At 51.4% G+C, this 20,477-nt stretch carries 19 protein-coding genes; 18 read left to right on the top strand and 1 reads right to left on the bottom strand.

Annotated elements, in window-relative coordinates; genetic code table 11:
* Positions 1-194 precede the first annotated feature (194 nt).
* Positions 195-704, bottom strand: a complete 510-nt coding sequence (locus Q7J88_RS04350) for a hypothetical protein (RefSeq protein ID WP_303720929.1) — start codon at positions 702-704, stop codon at positions 195-197.
* A 204-nt stretch (positions 705-908) separates the two neighbouring features.
* On the opposite strand from Q7J88_RS04350, the gene mutS reads away from it, so the two are divergent.
* The 18 genes from mutS (at position 909) to rpsO (ending at position 20,411) form a co-directional block, all read left to right on the top strand.
* Positions 909-3,524 (top strand): DNA mismatch repair protein MutS, encoded by a 2,616-nt coding sequence (gene mutS / locus Q7J88_RS04355; protein ID WP_303720930.1) that lies wholly within the window; start codon positions 909-911, stop codon positions 3,522-3,524.
* Positions 3,524-5,221 (top strand): N-acetylmuramoyl-L-alanine amidase, encoded by a 1,698-nt coding sequence (locus Q7J88_RS04360; RefSeq protein WP_303720931.1) that lies wholly within the window; start codon positions 3,524-3,526, stop codon positions 5,219-5,221. The genes mutS and Q7J88_RS04360 overlap by 1 nt, the downstream gene beginning before the upstream one ends.
* Complete coding sequence (glnD, locus tag Q7J88_RS04365) at positions 5,218-7,911, top strand: [protein-PII] uridylyltransferase (RefSeq protein WP_303720932.1); 2,694 nt, start codon at positions 5,218-5,220, stop codon at positions 7,909-7,911. The genes Q7J88_RS04360 and glnD overlap by 4 nt, the downstream gene beginning before the upstream one ends.
* A 3-nt stretch (positions 7,912-7,914) precedes the next feature.
* Positions 7,915-8,805, top strand: a complete 891-nt coding sequence (gene xerD / locus Q7J88_RS04370; RefSeq protein ID WP_303720933.1) for a site-specific tyrosine recombinase XerD — start codon at positions 7,915-7,917, stop codon at positions 8,803-8,805.
* 18 nt (positions 8,806-8,823) lie between these two features.
* On the top strand, positions 8,824-10,020 hold the full coding sequence (locus Q7J88_RS04375) for a cofactor-independent phosphoglycerate mutase (protein ID WP_303720934.1): 1,197 nt from the start codon (positions 8,824-8,826) through the stop codon (positions 10,018-10,020).
* 11 nt (positions 10,021-10,031) lie between these two features.
* Positions 10,032-10,448 carry a DNA polymerase III subunit chi gene (locus tag Q7J88_RS04380; RefSeq protein ID WP_303720935.1) on the top strand — a complete coding sequence of 139 codons (417 nt, stop codon included), beginning with the start codon at positions 10,032-10,034 and terminating at the stop codon, positions 10,446-10,448.
* Positions 10,423-11,196: a 16S rRNA (uracil(1498)-N(3))-methyltransferase gene (locus Q7J88_RS04385; protein WP_303720936.1), complete on the top strand. Its 774-nt coding sequence runs from the start codon at positions 10,423-10,425 to the stop codon at positions 11,194-11,196. The genes Q7J88_RS04380 and Q7J88_RS04385 overlap by 26 nt, the downstream gene beginning before the upstream one ends.
* Before the next feature lie 11 nt (positions 11,197-11,207).
* Entirely contained in the window at positions 11,208-11,966 is a 759-nt protein-coding gene (locus Q7J88_RS04390; RefSeq protein ID WP_303720937.1) for an RNA methyltransferase, read from the top strand.
* Positions 11,959-12,309: a hypothetical protein gene (locus Q7J88_RS04395; RefSeq protein ID WP_303720938.1), complete on the top strand. Its 351-nt coding sequence runs from the start codon at positions 11,959-11,961 to the stop codon at positions 12,307-12,309. Before Q7J88_RS04390 ends, Q7J88_RS04395 begins: the two co-directional genes overlap by 8 nt.
* A 122-nt stretch (positions 12,310-12,431) precedes the next feature.
* Entirely contained in the window at positions 12,432-12,917 is a 486-nt protein-coding gene (rimP, locus tag Q7J88_RS04400) for a ribosome maturation factor RimP (protein WP_369681971.1), read from the top strand.
* Positions 12,918-12,994: 77 nt separating this feature from the next.
* Positions 12,995-14,188 (top strand): transcription termination factor NusA, encoded by a 1,194-nt coding sequence (gene nusA, locus Q7J88_RS04405; protein ID WP_303720940.1) that lies wholly within the window; start codon positions 12,995-12,997, stop codon positions 14,186-14,188.
* On the top strand, positions 14,188-14,787 hold the full coding sequence (locus tag Q7J88_RS04410; RefSeq protein ID WP_303720941.1) for a DUF448 domain-containing protein: 600 nt from the start codon (positions 14,188-14,190) through the stop codon (positions 14,785-14,787). The genes nusA and Q7J88_RS04410 overlap by 1 nt, the downstream gene beginning before the upstream one ends.
* A complete protein-coding gene (gene infB / locus Q7J88_RS04415; protein WP_303720942.1) occupies positions 14,787-17,483 on the top strand; it encodes a translation initiation factor IF-2 in 2,697 nt (898 codons plus the stop codon). The genes Q7J88_RS04410 and infB overlap by 1 nt, the downstream gene beginning before the upstream one ends.
* 23 nt (positions 17,484-17,506) lie before the next feature.
* Positions 17,507-17,809 (top strand): DUF503 domain-containing protein, encoded by a 303-nt coding sequence (locus Q7J88_RS04420; protein ID WP_303720943.1) that lies wholly within the window; start codon positions 17,507-17,509, stop codon positions 17,807-17,809.
* Complete coding sequence (rbfA, locus tag Q7J88_RS04425; protein WP_303720944.1) at positions 17,806-18,186, top strand: 30S ribosome-binding factor RbfA; 381 nt, start codon at positions 17,806-17,808, stop codon at positions 18,184-18,186. The genes Q7J88_RS04420 and rbfA overlap by 4 nt, the downstream gene beginning before the upstream one ends.
* A complete protein-coding gene (locus Q7J88_RS04430; protein WP_303720945.1) occupies positions 18,167-19,114 on the top strand; it encodes a bifunctional oligoribonuclease/PAP phosphatase NrnA in 948 nt (315 codons plus the stop codon). The genes rbfA and Q7J88_RS04430 overlap by 20 nt, the downstream gene beginning before the upstream one ends.
* A 10-nt stretch (positions 19,115-19,124) precedes the next feature.
* The gene (gene truB / locus Q7J88_RS04435; RefSeq protein ID WP_303720946.1) at positions 19,125-20,030 is read left to right on the top strand and encodes a tRNA pseudouridine(55) synthase TruB; all 906 of its coding nucleotides are present in this window, start codon (positions 19,125-19,127) and stop codon (positions 20,028-20,030) included.
* A 114-nt stretch (positions 20,031-20,144) separates the two neighbouring features.
* Complete coding sequence (gene rpsO, locus Q7J88_RS04440; protein WP_303720947.1) at positions 20,145-20,411, top strand: 30S ribosomal protein S15; 267 nt, start codon at positions 20,145-20,147, stop codon at positions 20,409-20,411.
* Positions 20,412-20,477 lie beyond the last annotated feature (66 nt).

The following is a 20,477-nucleotide window of genomic DNA, read 5'->3' on the forward strand; positions in this document are numbered from 1 at the left end:
CCTAATCGCCATGAAGTTGACTCCCGACATCAGAATGTCGAGCAGTGAATCGATCGCGGAAGCCATGACCGCCATCGAGCCGCTGGTGGTGGCGATAATAAGTTTGATAACGGCCAGAGAAAAAGCACCGGTTATTGAAAATGTTGCTGCGCGGATTTTCGGATTGTCGGATAACATCGCTGATGTGCCTTGTATTAAAGTGGGCAGGCTCGGTCCCAGTCGGTATAACCATTACCGCTGATGGCGTGAAAATCTTCGATTCGTTGCTGAAAAAAATCGGTTTGTTGACAGGTTTCGACAATTTCGTCGGCGGTTTCAGGTTGTACCAGATTGTTGTCTGCGCAGTAGCGATAGAAACTCGCCGTGCCTTGTAGCATAACACCTAGTTCTTCCATGTTGGGCTCGAGGTTGCTGATGATATACCAGTTGCCGGCAAATTGTTTGATCTGAGCCGCGGTTGCATCGAAGATGTTCTGCCGCCGTTTTCCGATCATGAATTCACGTAAAAAATAATCGGCGCCGGCTGCTTGAGATCCTGCATTGAGCGGGTCGAACTGTAACTGTCGCAGCAGGTGCTGGTGGAATTTTTTCAGTAGTGCCGAGCAGAGCCTGTCCACCCGGATTTCGCTGTCAAGGTCATCGATACGGTAGTTCGATTTGTTGTGCAGGGTCTTCAGCTCAATCTGTTCGTCAGAAATGTTCATCAGATATTTTTCCTTAATTTGGGGCTGTGCTGGGGGAAACTCAGGATATTTAGCACCCCGCTCGCTAAGGGTCAAGTAAGACACTGAAAAAGGGGATCCTTTGTTTACTTCCGGCGGGTGCTTTGTTAGGATATTGCGTTTTGAATATCAGTACTTGTTTGTTAACCAACAGGTGTTATTTGCCTGTAATAATAGGAAGATAGGATGTCTGTAGCAACTCCCCTGATGCGCCAGTATCTGGAGATCAAAGCCGATTATCAGGATGCGGTCCTTTTTTTTCGACTGGGTGATTTTTACGAAATGTTCATGGAGGATGCCCTCCTTGCCTCGCGTGTTCTTGGGATTACCCTGACGTCGCGCAACAAAGGTGACGAGGATGCCGTTCCGCTCTGTGGAATTCCGTTTCACAGCAGTCAGGGATACATCGCTAAGCTGGTCGCCAACGGCCATAAAGTGGCAATTTGCGAACAGGTAGAAGATCCGAAAAAGACCAAGGGAATCGTCAAGCGGGAAGTGGTCCGAGTGGTGACGCCCGGCTTGGTGACCGATACCGATACCCTTGATCCGAAAGAAAATAATTATCTGCTTGCCGTAGCTGCTGACGGGGATACCTATGGCATTGCCCATGTGGATATCACCACGGGTGAATTCCGCGTCACTGAGGTTGCCGGACTCGGACAGGTCGAAAGTGAACTCGGCTCTTTGCGGCCTCGGGAGATTTTGTTCTCAGATTCCGGGGCGGGAAGGCAATTGCAGCAGAGTTTGGCCGCGGTTGTAGATGGCATGATGGTGAACCTGCTTCCCGATTGGGTGTTCGAAGCCGATTATGCCAGCGATTTGCTTTGTACATTTTTCAGGGTCTCCGGTTTGCAGTCATTCGGTTGCCAAGAGTTGCCGATTGCGCAGCAGGCTGCATCGGCCACACTCTATTATCTGCAGCAGACGCAGAAAGATGAACTGCGACATATCCGGCCGCTGCAGACCTATCATACCCGCCACTTCATGGTTCTGGATGACGCTACTCGGCGCAACCTTGAACTGACCGCAACTCTGCAGGAGGGTAAAAAAAGAGGCTCTCTGCTTGGTGTTCTTGACCGGACGGTTACAGCGATGGGTGGGCGCACCCTTCGGCACTGGATTCATTATCCGTTGATCGATCAAGCACAGATCCAGCAAAGACAAAACGCGGTCGCTGAATTGGTGGATGAAAGTCTGGTGAGGATCGAGATCCTCGAGGCGCTTGATGGCGTCTACGATCTTGAACGACTAAACAGCAAAATCGCTATGGCCAGCGCCAATGCCAAAGATCTTGCCTCGCTGCGGACTTCACTCAGTCGGCTGCCGCAGATCAATGAACTGTTGGAACGGTTTACTGGTAGCTATCTTGAAGTTTTACGTAATCAGCTCGACTTGATGCCGGATGTTCTGGAGTTGCTCGAAAAGTCGATCGTCGATGATCCGCCCTTTGTGTTGCGAGATGGGGGGATTATTCGCGATGGCTACATCGATGAGCTCGACGAATTAAGAACCATCAGCCGTGAAGGGAAGGGGTGGATTGCGCGTTTAGAACAGGAAGAGCGGGAACGGACCGATATCTCCAATCTGAAGGTGAAGTACAATAAGGTTTTCGGCTATTTCATCGAAATCACCAACCGCAATCTCGACCGGATCCCTGAGGATTATCAGCGCAAGCAGACGCTCTCTAATGCAGAACGCTTTATAACCCCCAAGCTGAAAGAGTATGAGTCCAAAGTCCTGGGGGCTGAAGAACGTTTGGTCGAGTTGGAATACAACCTGTTCCAGGAGGTGCGGCTGAAAGTCGCGGCAGAAGGGCGGCGTATTCAACAGACCGCTGACGCTTTGGCTTCACTCGACGCATTGGTCGCTTTGGCGGATCTGGCCCATGATCGTAACTACGTGCGACCGACCATCGATGATTCGGGGATTATCAACATCGAAGCGGGGCGGCATCCGGTGGTTGAGGGGATGCCATTGAAGGAAGCCTTTGTGCCGAATGATGTTCAGCTTGACAACGAGCAGAATCAGTTGCTGATCATCACCGGGCCGAACATGGCCGGCAAGTCGACTTTCATGCGGCAGGTTGCCCTGATCACCCTGATGGCTCAGATCGGCAGCTTCGTTCCGGCAGAAAAAGCTAGGATTGGGGTGGTCGACCGCATCTTTACTCGTGTTGGGGCAAGTGATAATCTGGCAAAAGGTGAGTCAACGTTCATGGTTGAAATGAACGAAACCGCGAATATCCTGCGCCATGCGACAGAGCGAAGTCTGGTAATCCTCGATGAGATCGGTCGCGGCACCTCGACTTTTGACGGAGTCAGTATTGCCTGGGCGGTCGCCGAGTATTTGCATGACAACCCGGGGGTGGCTGCGAAGACCCTGTTCGCGACCCATTACCACGAGTTGACCGATTTGGCCCTGACCCGGGAGCGGGTGCAGAATTACAATATCGCAGTGAAGGAGTGGAACGATCAGATCATCTTCCTGCGCAAGATAGTGGCCGGTGGCGCCAGTCGCTCCTACGGGATTCAGGTTGGTCGTTTGGCCGGGTTGCCGGAACAGGTGATTCTGCGGGCGAAAGAGATCCTGCGCAATTTCGAGGCGGGAGAATTCGTTCGGTCCGGCGAACCACGTTTGGGGGAAAGCAGCAGTCATCCACCCAAACAGCCCGCTTCGCAGCTGTCTCTTTTTAATTGCGACCCGGACAGCGCACTTCGGTCTAAACTGGAAGCGGTCGATTTGAGCAGTATTACTCCACTCGAGGCGATGAACTTTTTAAACGAACTTAAAGAATTGCTCTGATGATTTTGTTTCGGTTTTATTTGATTTTGCTCCTGTTGACGATGATGTTTGGCTATGCGCCGAACGTAGCAGCAGAAAACTATACTTCTCTGCTGAGTGATTATCGGCACCTGATGACATCATCCCAGCTGCAGCGACAGCGGGTAAACTGGGAAAAAATCATTCGCCGCCTTGATCGTTTTGTTAAAAACAATCGGCTTGATGAAGAAGCAGCCAAGGCGATGTTTTTGCGAGCTCGCACTTGGGATGGTTTGTCGCGTGCATCAGGCGGGAATGAGGATGCGCGTGAGGCAATCAGTCAGTATCTTGAGATGGTCGATCGTTTTCCGGGGCACAACTTGGCCGATGATGCTCTCTATGCGGCCGGACAGATCGCGGAAGACCGTTTGCATGATCAGACTTCAGCATATCGTTACTATCGCTGGTTGATAGATCAGATGCCGCAGGGGGATATGTACGAAGCGGCTAAAAAGCGCGTGATTCATCTTCCCGATCCTGTCCCCGAAGTTGCTCCGCCTGTGCGCGAAACAGCATATTCTGCCGCAGCAGATTCGCCCCGTCTGGAAAAGATCCGTTATTGGAGTGGTCCGGAATATACCCGCGTGGTTTTCGATATGAGCGCTCCGGTTACCGCTCAGCCGCATCTGCTGAGAGGGGAAAACCCACGGCTGTATTTTGATTTGCTCTATACGGAGATTTCCTCACAGTTGCAGCAGGATATCCCGATCCTCAACGGTCTGATCCAACGGGTGCGGGCCAGTCGCTTTGACGAGCAGCGGATCCGGGTAGTGCTCGACCTCTCTCGTGTGCTTGAGTATAAATTCATAACTCTGGAAAATCCCTATCGGCTGGTTGTCGATCTTCTCGGTAAGCCAAGTTCAACAGCAAAGGCTCTCTCGTCGACAAATGTTGGACAACTCGGAAATGCGGATGATTCGATTGCCGATATCCTCACTAAGGTGCCGACGACCCAGCCAGTTCTCCATGTGCCGCAGCAGAGCAAGGATGTCGGCATCCGTTTGATCGTTGTCGATGCTGGTCATGGCGGCAAGGATCCGGGAGCTGTCGGCCCTTCGAAGGTGCGAGAGAAAGATGTCGCACTGAGTATGGCGAGAACTCTGGCCGCTGAGTTGCGCAGACAGATGGGGGTCAAGGTGTTGATGACCCGGTCTGATGACCGCTTTCTCGAGTTGCGCGAGCGAACCGCCTACGCCAATCAGGTCGGCGCTGATTTATTTATATCTCTTCACGCCAACGCCAGCAAGTCGAGGAAAGCCTATGGGCTGGAGACCTATTTTCTTAACCTGGCGAAGAATAATCAGGCTGCAGAAGTTGCTGCGCGGGAAAATGGCACGACGCTGCAGGATGTCAGTAATCTGGAAGCGATCCTGTTTGATCTGATGGCCAACGCAAAGATCAACGAATCGAGCCGTCTGGCGGCGAAAGTCCAGCAGTCGATGGTGTCTGACTTGCGCCCTCATTATAGTCGTATCAAAGATCTTGGCGTTCGGCAGGGACCGTTCCATGTGCTTCTCGGGGCAACGATGCCCTCGGTTTTGGTTGAAACGGCCTTTATCAGTAACAGCCGGGAAGAACAACGGTTAGCGAGTAATTCTTATCAAAAACGGGTTGCCGATGCGATTGTCAAAGGCGTCAAGAACTATGCGGCGACGATAGATCAGGTAGCAAAAAGATGACCAAAGCCACTGGCAAGGCAGTAGATAAATCTTTGTCGGCCGAGCAATTGCTCGCCGGAGACAGTTATGACAATCGCCGCCAGGTGACTCTTGAAGCGACGCGCGAATTTATCCAGGGCCAGCTTGAGCAGATTAAGCAGAAGTGCATCGGCGGTGCCTCCGGCAGAGCTGTTGTACAGGAAATAACCACCGCCTTTGACCAGCTAAATGACATCCTCTTTCAGGTGGTTAGTTTCGATCTCGACCCTGATGATGTTGCTCAGTGCGCGCTTTTTGCACTGGGGGGGTATGGTCGTGAAGAAATGAACCCCAAGTCGGATCTCGACCTGATGTTCTTTTATGAGCCAGCTGGCGCTGAGGCGGCCAAGGTCATTTCAGACCGGATGCTCTATCTGTTGTGGGACCTTGGCTTGGATGTTGGGTACAGTGTTCGTTCGGTCAAGGATTGTATTGACAACTGCAACGATACGACGGTTCGCACCGCCCTGCTAGATGCCCGTTTCCTTTGTGGCAACCCCGACCTTTTCGAACTGTTTAAACACAAGGTCGGTAGCTATGTATTGAATCACGACTCACAGAAATTCATCCGCTCGAAGCTGATGGAGTATCACGACAGACGCAAAAAATACGGGGCTTCGGTCTATCTTCTCGAGCCTAATTTAAAAGAAGGCGAAGGGGGGTTGCGTGATCTGCATTCCTGTTTGTGGATTGCGCGAATTAAGTTCAAGGCTGGCAGTTTGCAAGAACTGGTGATGAAGGGTGTTATCAACGAGCAGCAGGCGGAGGATTTCAGGAGCGCGTTGGATCACCTTTGGCGGATTCGTAATTACATGCATTTTATGGGTCAGCGCAAAAGCGACCAGATAACGTTTGAGCTGCAACAACAGATCGCATCCGCTTTGGGCTACAAGGACTCCCGCAAAGGCTCCGCTGTTGAGCTGTTCATGCAGGACTACTATAAGCACGCTGCTCATGTTGAGCATCTGGCCAGTGGCTTGGTTGCCGAAATTACCCAGCGCGACAAGGTTCAGAAAAGTATTCTCGGTTTCTTTGTACGTAGAAATTTGGAGGATGATTTTACTGTCGGGCATGGAGAGCTTGGCTGCCGTGATGAGGAGATCTTCACCAAAAACCCGGCTTTGATCATGAAGGCTTTTGAGCTGGCCCAGAAACATGGGGTGAGGCTGAGCCTGAAACTCAAAGGTTTGATCCGTGAAAGCCTGCCTCTGGTCAACGACAAGGTGCGTCGCTCCCGTGAGATGAATGAATCTTTCATGGCGATTCTCCGCCATCCGAAAGGGGTCGGGAACGTTTTGCGCAAGATGCATCACCTGCATGTGCTGAATGCTTTTATCCCCGAATTCAAAAATATTTTCTGTAAGGTTCAGTTCGACCTTTACCATATCTATACAGTTGATATTCATTCGCTGTTCGCGGTTGAAGAGATGGGTAAGTTGTGGGACGGGGAATATGCAGAAAGCTATCCGCTGCTGACCGACGTTGCTAACAATATCGAAAAACGCGAGTTGTTGCTGTTGTCGATTTTATTCCACGATATCGGCAAGGGGAGTGGGAAGGATCACAGCACCCAGGGCGCTTCGATGATCCCCACCATCGCCCGTCGACTAGGCCTTAAGCGAGAGGACAACCGCCGATTGCAGTTTCTAGTTCAGCATCATCTGAAGATGGCGCACATCTCTCAGCGACGAGACTTGCATGACATGAAGCTGATTTCGCAGTTCGCCGAACTGATGGGAATGAGTGAAAATCTGCGGATGCTGTACCTGCTGACATTTGCCGATCTGCGAGCTGTCGGCCCGGATGTCTGGTCAGAGTGGAAAGGCCAGTTGCTGCAGGAACTCTATGAGAAAACTTTCGACGTTCTGGAGAAAAAGGACTTCTTCCAGGAAATGCGCTCCGAGAAAGCCCGCAATCGCAAGCGGAAAATCCGCGAAGCCTTGGCTGGGGAGTTTCCGGAAGGACAGATTAACCGTGCCCTTAACAGTTTGTCGACCCGCTATCTGATGAGTTACCGTTCGCATCAGATTATCCCACACTTGCGGCTCGCTCTTGGGCGTGGCGATAAGCCGCTGGCATTGCAGGTCGAGCAGAATACGGAGGCTGGTTACACAGAAGTTACTCTGGCAACCATCGATTTCCCAGGTCTGTTTTCCTTGATTACCGGGGTCATGGCCGGACATTCTATCAATATCCTGGGGGCGCAGATTCATACTCGCAAGACCGGCGCAGTACTGGATGTTTTACAGGTGACCAGTGCTATCGGCGACGTGGTCGATAATCCGGCAAAATGGAAGAGGGTGGAAAGGGATCTTATCTCTGCGATCGAAGGGCGTATTCACGTTGAGGATCTTGTCGAGAAGGCACAGGTCCCTGCTTACATGCATGGGACGAAGGAAAAACCGAGACGGCCGAACCAAGTCGAGTTCGACAATGAGGTTTCGGACCGTTATACGGTCATCGATATATTTGCTCATGATAAGGTCGGACTTTTGTATGACATCACGCGGACACTGAAAGAACTGGGGCTGTATATTGCTGTTTCCAAGATATCGACCAAGGTCGATCAGGCCGCCGACGTTTTTTATGTCAGTGATATTTTTGGGCAGAAGATTGTCGAACCGGAAAAGATAAAACTGATTCGGAAAACCCTGCTGGAACGGATCGATTAATTGATGGACCGTTATCTCGATTTCTTCATCAATTACCTTAAAGTTGAGCGTGGACTTGCCGAAAATACGCTAGTTGCTTATAGCCGAGATTTGCATGTATATATCGATTATCTGATGATCAAGGTGAAAGCCGACAGCTTGGAGTTGGTCCGACAAGCGGATGTCTTGGCCTATCTTGGTGACCTGAAAAAGAATGGGCTGTCACCACGCAGCAGGTCACGGGCTTTGACCGTGTTGCGTATGTTTCACCGGTTTTTGCTTCGCGAAAAATATGTGGCAACCGATCCTACCGCTTTAATTGAGTCGCCACGCTCTTTACGAGCGTTACCGAAATTGCTTTCACAGATTGAAGTTGAGGCTTTACTAGACGCGCCAAGAGGCGAGGGAGAGTTGCCGCTGCGCGATCGGGCGATGTTGGAAACGCTCTATGCAACCGGAATGCGGGTCTCAGAGTTGGTCGGGTTAAAGTTGGGTGATTTGAAACTGGATATCGGTTGTGTCAATGCCTTCGGCAAGGGGAGTAAGCAGCGTCTGATCCCGCTTGGCGAAGTGGCGCTTGAAATTCTTCGCGATTATCTTCAGAATGGACGGCCGAAATTACTCAAGCGACGCGTTTGTGACCAGATCTTTCTGAACCGGCTCGGCCGGCCGATGTCGCGACAGGGGTTTTGGAAGAACCTCAAGCGTTACGCCCGGCAGGCTGGGATCAAGCATGAGGTCTATCCGCATATTCTGCGACATTCGTTTGCAACTCATTTGCTGGAAAACGGAGCAGATTTGCGGGCAGTACAGACAATGCTGGGGCATGCGGATATCTCGACGACGCAGATATATACTCATGTCATTCAGGAACGCTTGAAAAAAATACATCAACAGTATCATCCGCGAGGCTGATCTTTTACAGAGGATAGTATGAAGTACATCGTTTTACTTGGTGATGGAATGTCAGATGAGCCGATTGCTGAGCTGGGTGGGAAAACTCCACTTCAGGCTGCTGCAACGCCAAATATGGATCGGCTGGCCAGAACAGGTTCGATCGGTTTGGCGGCAACAGTGCCAGACGGTTATCATCCCGGTAGCGATGTCGCCAACCTGTCAGTTTTTGGCTATGACCCGGCTGAATGTTACAGTGGCCGGTCACCTCTTGAGGCCGCCAGTATGGGGGTTGAACTCGGTTCTGATGATGTCGCCTTCAGACTCAATTTGGTTTGGCTTGAAGCGCATTACGGAAAACTCTATATGGGAGACTTTTCCGCTGGGCATATCACCACCGAGGAGGCGAAGCAACTGATCGAAACCTTGCAGAAAGAACTCGGTGGCGATGAGTTCAATTTCTATCCGGGTGTTTCCTACCGGCACCTGATGGTCTGGAAGAATGGCCTTGATCAGTTCGAATTTACCCCCCCGCATGACATTACCACCTATAGTATCGAGGATCATTTGCCCAAGGGCGAGGGTTCCGACATTTTGATGAGTTTGACCAATGCCGCACAGATGGTATTGGCACATCATCCGGTCAATTATCAGAGGGCCGAGCGTAATGAATTGCCCGCCAACTCGATCTGGCTTTGGGGGCATGGCCGTAAACCGCAGCTGGAAACCTATCAGCAACGTTTTGGGCTGACCGGTTCGGTGATTTCGGCGGTCGATCTGATTAAGGGAATCGGTATGATCGCGGGGCTGGACATCATTGATGTGCCGGGCGCGACCGGTTATATCGACACCAACTACCGTGGCAAGGGGGAGTATGCCGTGAAGTCTCTCAAAGAGAAGGATTTCATTTATGTGCATGTAGAAGCTCCGGATGAAGCTGCCCATGGTGGCCTGCTGCAGGAGAAGATCAAGGCGATCGAGGATTTTGACCGCGATGTGGTCGGAACCATCATCGAAAGTTTGCCGAACATCGGTGATTGCCGTATTCTGATTACTCCTGATCATCCGACGCCGGTAGCCAAGCGCACCCACACTTCCGACCCGGTTCCTTACGTCCTCTTCGATTCTACGGTCGAGCAACGTTCGTCTGCCGAAGGGTACTCTGAGGAGGAAGCCAAACGTTGTGGAAATATTGTCCCGGGTCATCAGCTGCTGCCGATGTTGCTGAACCACTAGAGGATTTCCGCATGACGGTAGTGAAATTCGCCAAACTTGAGCGACAGGAGAAGGCTCGTTTGTTGTGCAGTTTGGCCGAAGAACAACTTAATGGCGGTAAACGCGTGCTGATAAAGGTTCAGGATGACAATCAGGCCGTTTCGCTTGACCGCTTCATGTGGACTTGGGACCGGGGGGCATTTCTGCCGCATGCTTTTGACAATGGTTCGGTCGACTGTATCGAGGAGCCGATTGTGATTACAGTGGCAGAAGAGAATTCCAATGCGGCGCCTGTATTGATCATGGGACAACCCTGCTCGCTCGATTTTATCCAGCGCTTCGAGCTGGTGATCGACTTTGCCGAAGTTTATGATAAACACTTGGCCGCACTCTCCCGCGATCGCTTCCGTTTGTATCGAGAGCATGGATTCAAACCGCAAATGTATTAACCTGGCGGGCAGCCTTAGCCGTGTTCTGCTCCCCAACGTCCCTGTCCTTGATGAGGAGATTCGCCTTGGCCCTGAGGCTCTGCAAGCATTGGATTGCTGGTGTGGTCGCATCGGGGAAATTTTCACGGTTATCGATCCGCAGTTGAGTGAATACCGGGCTAGGATCGTGGACAAGGATGCTTTTTCGGTGACCGTTTTGCCGTTTTTACAGGTTGCGCCGACCGAAAGTCCGGTACGGATCGAATTGTTCCAGGCTATACCGGAAAAAGAGCGCTTTGAGCTGGTTTTGCAAAAAGCGACCGAAATCGGTGTCTCCCGAATCGTCCCATATCATTCTTCCCGATCAATTACAGTGCAGGAGCGCGATGCTGGGCAGAAAAAGTCCCACCGCTGGCCGGATGTGCTGCTCCGCGCAGCTCGACAATGTCGCCGAGCAGAAATCCCAGAACTCTCCCCGGTTCTGGATTGGGAAGAGGCTCTTGATCAGTGCGTCGAGGCGGAGATGTCGTTGATCTGTTACGAAGGCGAGGGGTGCTGGCCTTTGGCTGAGGTGATTAAGGACTTTCGTGGTCAACGTATCGCCCTGATGGTCGGTCCAGAAGGCGGATTCTGCTTGGCAGAGGTAGAGCAGGCCCGCAGTCGAGGTGTGCTGCCGATCAGTCTCGGGCCACGTATCCTTCGCACCGAGACCGCTGCGATTATAGCAGCCGGTGTGATCCAGTTTACAGCTGGCGATTTGGGGAATTAGGGAGTTATTGCTTGAATACAGAAAACATAAGCGTTGTTCTGGTTGAGCCACAAGGACCGCGCAATATAGGCTCGGTTTGCCGAGCCATGCTCAATTTCGGTCTGGTAGATCTGCGCCTGGTCAACCCACAAACCGACCATTTGTTGCATGAGGCTCGGCAGATGGCTGTCAAGGCTACGACGGTTCTCGAAGCGGCAAAAATTTTCACCAGTCTAGAGGAAGCAATTGCCGACTGTGCCCTGTCAATAGGTACGACCAGGCGTTTCGGGCGTTACCGCGAAGATATGCTCCACCCGGACGAAGCCGCAAGTCTGCTTCTGCCGCTGACTGACGAGGCCAAGGTAGCGGTGGTGTTCGGTCGTGAGGACAAAGGGCTGCATACCGCTGAACTCGATCTTTGCCAACGCTTTGTCACCATCCCGACCAGTGACAAGCTGCCTTCGATGAATCTTGCCCAGGCGGTTGCACTTTGTCTCTACGAAATCAGCAAGGTCCGTGGCGAGATGGCTGGGGCTGCGCATGGTCGCAAACAGTTGGCGGCGAACGATAATCTTGAGCGGATGTACCAGCATATGCGTGAGTCGCTGACCAAGGTGGGTTTTCTTGATCCGCAGAATCCAGATCATATTCTTCGTGCTTTCCGGAGAATTCTTGGTCGAGCCGAGCTGAACGAGCGTGAAGTTCGCATTATGCGTGGTTTGTTCAGTCAGATTGATCTCATTGATGATCAATTATGCAAATTAAAAAAGGAAGCAGGAATTGATGGCTGAAAATATTAAGCCAGTGATATTAAAAAATGGTCTGGTGATTCGGTTTGTAGATCAGAGTAATCGTTATTTTGGCGATTATCATCGGGTTTTCATACTGGTAACCATTTTTCTACCCGACGATTTTGAATTGCCAGTTGGCATGAAGAAGGATCGGGCCTGCTTGGAAAAATCTCTGGAAAAGATGGGTGTTCCTAGCGAAGCGGTAGAAACTGAAAGGCAAGCCTTGATCGATGCTTTTTTACAAACATCGCGATCTTATCTTGAACAAGAAAATTTCCTGCAACATCTATTGGTCAAGCTGGAGAAAGAAAGACCGAAACCGGTTTTCCTTCGTGGACTGTAAGATGCTCCATTATTTACTTGCCATTCCTTACGCGGGGTGGTATGTAATTCTGGTTTCTTGTTGTAGCATCCTTGAAAGTGAGCCCACGGCTCGCTTTTTTTGTTGTTCGAAAGGCGAAAGAAATCGTGGCACAGCTCGTCGAGCAAATTGAACTATTGATTCAGCCGATTCTAGAGGACTTGGGTCTGGAGTTAGTTGATCTTGTGTATCAGCGCGAAAACCGTGGTTGGGTTCTGCGTTTTTTTCTCGATAAAGAAGGCGGTATCACGCTGGATGATTGTGCCGAGGCGAGCCGGGAAATAAGTGCATTGCTAGATATTGAAGATGTTATCGATACGGCCTATAACCTCGAAGTCTCTTCGCCGGGGCTTGATCGTCCTCTGAAGAAACCTCGTGACTTTGAGCGCTTCTCCGGGCAGTTAGTCAAGGTGAAAACTGTGATTGCCATCGACCCTGACGAACGTGGACGTAACCGGAAAACCTTTGCCGGGACTTTGGATGGTTTGGCGGACGGGAAGGTTTTGATCACGCTGAAAGAAAAAAATGCTGGACAGGTCGCGATCCCGTTGGATCAGATCGATACAGCGCATCTGGAATACGAGTTTTAAACGCTGGATTCGTAACTGAGCATCGTACTGGTCGGATGAATTCGACCGTTTACACACTTCAAAAGGGGTAAAACAAGATGGTGGGCAATCTTAATCACATCATCGATCAGGTCGTAAAGGACAAGGGGATCGATCGCGATATTCTGATCGAAGCGCTTGAGTCGGCTGTCCTTTCTGCTGCTAACAAAAAGTTTCGTAATACACGCGACCTCGAAGCTCACTATAATGAGGAGATTGGAGAGGTTGAGGTATTCGAGTTTGTTACTGTCGTCGATGAGGTGGTTGACTCTTATAAAGAGATTGACATTGAAGAAGCGCGTGAGGTAGACCCGGACGTCGAAGTCGGCGACTCCCTCGGGATGATGATGGAGGCTGGCAGCTTCAGTCGTATTGCCGCGCAGACCGCTAAGCAGGTGATCATCCAGAAGGTTCGTGAGGCTGAGCGTGAAGGCGTGTACAATGAGTTCAAGGATCGCGTCGGTGAAGTGGTTAACGGTATCGTGCGTCGTTATGAACGCGGCGATCTAATCGTCGACCTCGGCCGCGCAGAAGCGCTGCTGCCGAATCGTGAACAGGTGCCGCGGGAAAACTATCGTCAGTCAGATCGTGTTAGGGCTTATATTTCAGAAGTTAAGATGTCGGCCAAAGGTCCGCAGATTATCCTTTCGCGTACCCATCCTGGTTTGCTGATATCCCTGTTCAAGTCCGAAGTGCCGGAGATTGCCGAAGGGATTGTTGAAATCAAAAATGCCGTTCGTGAACCTGGTAGTCGGGCTAAGATCGCTGTAGAGTCCCATGATATAGATGTCGACCCGGTTGGAGCCTGTGTTGGTATGCGCGGTTCCAGGGTCCAGAATGTGGTGACCGAATTACGCGGTGAGCGAATCGATATCATCCCCTGGACACCTGATCCGGCTCGTTTCGCCTGTGCAGCTTTGGCACCGGCGGAAGTTTCCCGCGTGTATATCGATGATGAAGCGGAGGCGATGGAAATTATTGTCCCGGATGATCAACTTTCTCTGGCGATCGGCAAGAAAGGGCAAAATGTCCGATTGGCCGCTAAACTGATCAACTGGAAGATCGATATCAAGAGCGAGAGTCGTGCTCAGGAAGAAGAGCAGGAAGAATCGGTGGTCGCTGAAGAGCAGAATGAAGAAACCGATTCGCCTGAGACCGTGGTTGAGGAAGTCGCGGATGCGGTAACTGAAGTTGAGGAACCCGAAGTCACTGACGTTGAAAATGACGAGGATGGCGAACAGCCCGAGAAATAGTGGTAACTAAAGCTGGAAAAGGGCCAAAGCGAACCTGTGTTGCTTGTCGAGAATGTCGCCCGCAGGATCAGTTGGTTCGCTATGTTGTTGCCCCGGACGGAATGTTGATGGTTGATTATCGACACAGATTGCCTGGGCGTGGGGCCTATACCTGTATCGCTGTCGATTGCCTTAAAGCCGCAGTTGAAAAAAAGCAGTTTCAGCGTAGCTTACGAGGGCAATGTAAAATCGTCGATCGCGAATCGTTGATTAAAGAGTTGCATAACGCTCTTGAACAGAAGATTATCAACCTGCTGGGCATGGGGCGCAAGTCAGGTCAGGTGATTTCGGGGAGCAACGCTGTAATGGTTGCTCTGCGTCAAGCTGACAAAATTGGGCTGGTTGTCGTAGCAGAGGACATATCGGCTGCAATTGCAGACAAGATAAAAGACCTGGCAGGTCGTGGTCGAGTCGAATGCAGCCAACTGTTGAGTAAGGATTTGCTCGGACAGATACTGGGTAAGGGTGAGCGGAGTGTCGTTGCCGTGAAGCAAGGCGCTTTGGCAGATGCGATTCTGATTGAAATGCAAAGATATGAGCAGCTTGTAAGGGAGAATTGATGGGCAAGTTAAGGGTATACGAACTGGCAAAAGAACTTGGACTTGAAAACAAGGAATTGATGGCCAAGCTTGCTGATGCCGGGGTAGATGTGGCATCCCACGCCAGTTCTCTCAGTGAAGAAGATATGCAAAAGTTTAATGCACATAGTAATCCGGCGGAAGAGAAGATCGAGGAGTCGAGAATCAAGCCAGGCTTAATTCGGCGGCGTCGGACTGTGGTTCGCAAAGCGGCTGAAGAACCAGTCGAGGAGGCTCCGGCGGAGGAACCCGCCGAAGAAACGGCTGAAGAAACGGCTGAAGAACCGGTTGCGGAGGCTCCGGCGGAGGAACCCGCCGAAGAAGCGGCTGAAGAACCGGTCGCGGAGGCTCCGGTGGAGGAACCCGCCGAAGAAGCGGCTGAAGAACCGGTCGCGGAGGCTCCGGTGGAGGAACCCGCCGAAGAAGCGGCTGAAGAGCCGGTTGCGAAGGCTCCGGTGGAGGAACCCGCCGAAGAAGCGGCTGAAGAGCCGGTCGTGGAGGTTAAGCCGAAGAAGCAAGTTAAAGCGACGGCTGATAAGGCTAAGATCTTGGGCCGAGTTGAACTTCCCCAGACGCAACCTGCTGCAAAGCCTGAGCGTCCTCGAAGCCGTAATGGCGAGCGAGCACCCCGTCCTGCAGCCCGTCCAGAGGTCGCTCCTGCGCGAGGGCGTAAACGTGTCGATGTAGCCCCGGCCGCACCCATAGAACAACCTTTGCCGGAAAAAGAGGGGCGGAATAAGAAACGCAAAAAGGGCCGCAGAAGCGACGTGGACATGGAGGCGGACGGTCGCGTTTCAAGGCGCGGGCGCCGAGTTGAGGTTTTTGAGCCGAGCCGCATGGGGGGCAAAAAGAAGAAAGGTGGTAAACAGGCAAAACCTTTAAAACAAACCGAAGTCACGATTAGTAAAGCGATTAAACGAATCATTCGTATCAGCGACTCGATTACCGTCGGGGAACTTGCTAAGCGGATGGGGGTAAAGGCCAATGAGCTGATTGCAGAATTGATGCGTCAGGGGACCATGGTTACGATCAATCACCCGCTTGATTATGAATCTGCAGCTATCCTCGCATCGGAGTTCAACTACGAAGTTGAGAACGTTGCCTTTGACGAGGAGACGATCCTTGAGGTTGAGGCGAAAAAAGAGGCAGAGGATCATGCTTCTGATCTCGAAATTCGTCCGCCGGTGGTGACAATTATGGGTCACGTCGATCACGGTAAAACCAGTTTGCTCGACGCGATTCGAGAAGCTAATGTTACTGAAGGAGAGGCTGGGGGGATCACACAGCATATCGGTGCTTATGATGTCGAACTTGCTGGACGCAAGATCACCTTCCTCGACACCCCGGGGCACGAAGCCTTTACGGCCATGCGTGCCCGTGGTGCCGGCGTGACCGATATCGTTATACTGGTGGTTGCCGCCGACGACGGTGTCATGCCACAGACCAAGGAAGCGATAAATCACTCCAAGGCAGCCGGGGTGCCGATTATAGTCGCGGTTAACAAGATTGACAAACCAGAGGCGAACCCGGATAGGGTTAAACAGGAACTGACCGAGTTTGAGCTGGTCCCTGAAGAGTGGGGCGGCGATACGATCTTTGTTGAGGTGTCGGCGAAGAAACATACGAATCTTGATACGTTGTTGGAGATGATACTGCTGCAAGCTGAGGTTTTGGAACTGCAGGCCAACCCCAATAAGCGGGCCAAAGGTTCTATTGTCGAGGCTCGTCTCGATAAAGGTCGTGGTCCGGTTGCGACCGTTCTGGTTCAAGACGGTACTCTGAAACAGGGCGATGCAATTGTCGCAGGTCTGCATTTTGGCCGGGTCCGCTCAATGCTTACAGCGACTGGTAAACAGGTCAAGGAGGCTGGTCCATCATTTCCGGTCGAGGTGACCGGTTTAGGCGGCGTGCCGGATGCCGGTGATACCTTCCATGCGGTTGAAAATGAGAAAGCCGCGAAGGAAGTCTCTATGCACCGTCAGCAGAAGCAGCGTGAGATTGACTTGGCGAAGAGTAGTAAGGTCTCGCTCGATCAGTTGTTCGCCAGGATGCAGGAAGGAGTGGTTGAAGAACTGGCTGTCATCATCAAGGCTGACGTTCAGGGTTCAGTTGAGGCAGTTCGCGATGCGCTGGAAAAACTGTCGACCGATTCTTGCCGCCTCAACGTGATACATACTGGCGTTGGCGGTATTTCCGAGAGCGATGTAACTTTGGCGACCGCATCGAACGCGATCGTCCTTGGTTTTAACGTTCGCCCGGAAACTAAGGCGAAAACCTTGGCCGAGGCCGAGCACGTTGATATCCGCCTGTATAGCGTTATTTACGATGCAGTGAATGACATCCGCGATGCCATGGAGGGACTCCTGGCTCCGACGCTGCGCGAGAAAGATCTCGGTCGCGTCGAGGTTCGCGAAACCTTCCATGTTTCTCGAGTTGGCACCATTGCTGGTTGTTATGTGCTCGATGGCAAGATTGTGCGAAACGCACAGGTTCGCCTGGTTCGCGACAACGTCGTTGTTTGGGAGGGCCGCCTCGGTTCACTCAAGCGTTTCAAGGATGACGTTAAGGAAGTGGCCAGCGGTTATGAATGTGGTATCGGACTAGAAAACTACAACGACATCAAGAATGGCGACATTATCGAAGCCTTCGAGATGGAAGAGATCAAGACAACTCTGTAGTATATTCATGAGTGGATCTGAAGATGGTTGTCGGTGTATTGAGGCTTGACATCCGGTTATATGAGATACAGAGTCTGAAACAGAAACGTTCGCAGGTGAACAGGATCTTGGCACGGCTCCGTTCGCGTTACCCACTGTCGGTGGCAGAGGTAGGCTGCCAGGATCTTTTACAGAGAACCATTATAGGGATAAGTATGACGGCCGGCTCCGAGGCACAATTGGAGTCGGTTTTCAATAAGGTCGAAGCTGAACTTTATCAGTCTGGTTTCGCCGAACTGCTCAACTCTGAAGTTGAGTTTTTGCATTACGGAGAAGACTTTTCTTGAGTAGTTATCGTTCAGAGCGTGTTGGTGAGCAGATTCATAAAGAGATTGCTCAGCTGATGATGCATGGGGTCAAAGATCCCCGCGTTGCTTCGGTGACCGTTACCGGAGTTGAAGTTTCGCGCGATCTGAGTGTCGCAAAAGTCTATTTTACGGTCCTTGATGAAGAAAATGAACGTAGAGAAACTGAGCGTGGCCTGAAAAGTGTCACTCCTTTTCTGCGACGCCAGCTCGGGCAGGTGTTGCGAATGAGGTCTGTTCCAGAGATTCGTTTTGTTTTCGATAAGTCGATTGGTTACGGGCAGAAGATTGACAGTTTGTTGCGTCAGGTACAAGATGACTTAAAGGATGAACCGAGCGATGATTCAGAAGATCGTTGAACTGATCCATAGCAGCAAATCCTTCCTTGTGGTGTCTCACGAAAATCCCGATGGTGACGCGATCGGTTCCACCTTGGGTCTGGCCAATGCTTTGCGTGAGATGGGCAAAGTGGTGGTCGCGCTGAATATCGACGGTGTTCCGCAGATTATGAGCTTTCTGCCCGACTGTGAACAACTTGTCACCGAGCTTCCGAGTGGAGCTCAGTTCGATGTCGCTTTTGTCCTTGATTCTGGTGAGTTGAAACGGGCCGGGGTTCCGGTGCAGGAGTGCTGCAACACTCTTGTGAATATCGATCACCATCCACACTCGGCGTTTGGTGATATCTGTTATCTCGATACCAAGGCCAGCGCCACCGCGGTGATGATCGATCGCGTGTTGAATGCCTGTAATTATCAGATGAGCCTAGATGTCGCCAAGTGCCTCTATCTCGGCATTCTTTCCGATACCGGATCGTTTCGTTATTCCAGCGCCAATCCGGAAGCTTTTTCGGTTGCCGGCCGTTTGGTCGAGATGGGGGTCGACCCTTGGGAGATTGCCAGTTGTCTTTATGAAAGCCTCGCTCCTGAACGAATGCGTCTTCTTGGGTTGGTGCTGCCGACTTTGGAGATCTCCGAGTGTGGTCGTTACGCGTCGGTTGCCATGACCGAAGAGATCCTCAAAGAATCGGGTGCTTCAGAGGAACATACCGATGGTTTTGTGAACTATCCACGAGCGGTTCGGGGTGTCGAGGTGGCGCTGTTTTTTCGTCAGGTCTCTCCTGAGGCTTACAAGGTCAGCTTCCGATCGCGTGGAACCATTGATGTCGGTTCGATGGCGCGTGAACTAGGTGGTGGTGGACACCACAACGCAGCAGGGGCTACGGTTGATGGAACCCTTGCTGACGTGCGTATCAAAGTTTCCCGTCTGCTGGATCGTTTTTTGATCTGATATCCAAATCGTGCACGGACTATTGCTGATAGATAAACCTGCCGGAATGAGCTCGCATGATGTCGTTCGGCAGGTGCGGCGGATTTGCCGAACTCGTAAGGTTGGGCATGCTGGCACCCTGGATCCGCTGGCGACCGGTGTTTTGCCGATTGCGGTCAACGATGGTACAAAAATCCTCCAATTCCTGTTTGCTGATAACAAGAGTTACCGGGCGACTTTGAAATTGGGGGAGACTACTGATACCCTCGATGCGGAAGGAATAGTGCTGTCCGAACGCAATGTTCCCGCTTTGACAGCCGAGCAGATCGAGCAAGCCTGTTCCCGGTTTCGTGGGGATATCATGCAGGTGCCTCCGATGTACTCGGCGTTAAAAAAAAACGGGGTGCCACTTTATAGATTGGCCCGTGAAGGGAAAGAGGTTGAGCGAGACGCTCGACCAGTGAATATCAGCAGGATGGAAATTGTTGATATCGATTTGCCGTTTGTGACCATTGAAGTCGAATGTTCCAAAGGTACATACATCCGAACCTTGATTGACGATATCGGTGAGGTATTAGGCTGTGGGGCACACATGACAGCGTTGCGCCGCACGAAAAGTGGTGTTTTCGATATTGTAGATTGTGTGACACTGGATGAGTTGAAGCGGGTTGAAGGTGAATTTTCCGGACTACTGTCGATGGACGCTGCCTTGAGTGAACATCCCGCTGTTTCCGTTTGTGAAGAAGCTGCCGTTGCCTTACGCTACGGCGTTCCACCGACACTTGCGCAGACGAACAGTGAAGCAGGATTTTCCGCAGGTCAACTAGTTCGCTTGCAAGTAGCTGGAAGATTGGCGGCGATGGCGCGCTTTGCTCCACAGCGTACTAAGGAAAAACGTGGAGATTTTGAGTTGATACGGGTTTTTGTTGGCCAATAATTTCATTTAAATAACCTTTACATAGCTGCCTTAACTGTGGTAGATAGCGTAGGTTCAAACGTTTAAAACAAGCCACCGCCACTGGCTTTATTGAAAACTTAAAAGGAGAATGCAGTGCTGGGCACAGAACGCAAACAAGAAATCATCAACGAATTCAAGCGCCATGAAGGCGATACCGGGTCACCGGAAGTGCAAATTGCCCTTCTGTCTGAGCGGATCAGCTATCTGACTGAACACTTCAAAACCCATAAGAAGGATCATCACTCCCGACGTGGGTTGTTGAAAATGGTCGGTCAGCGGCGCCGGTTGCTCGATTACCTGATCAAACAGGACATCGACCGTTACCGGGTGATCATTAAAGCTCTCGGAATCCGCCGCTAAAATTAAAAAGCAGCATGTCGATAGGGCATGCTGCTTTTTGCTTTTCATTTGTCGTAGCTCTGGAGG

It is taken from the genome of Malonomonas rubra, assembly GCF_003247215.1.
Taxonomy (GTDB): Bacteria; Desulfobacterota; Desulfuromonadia; order Desulfuromonadales; family Geopsychrobacteraceae; genus Malonomonas; species Malonomonas rubra_A.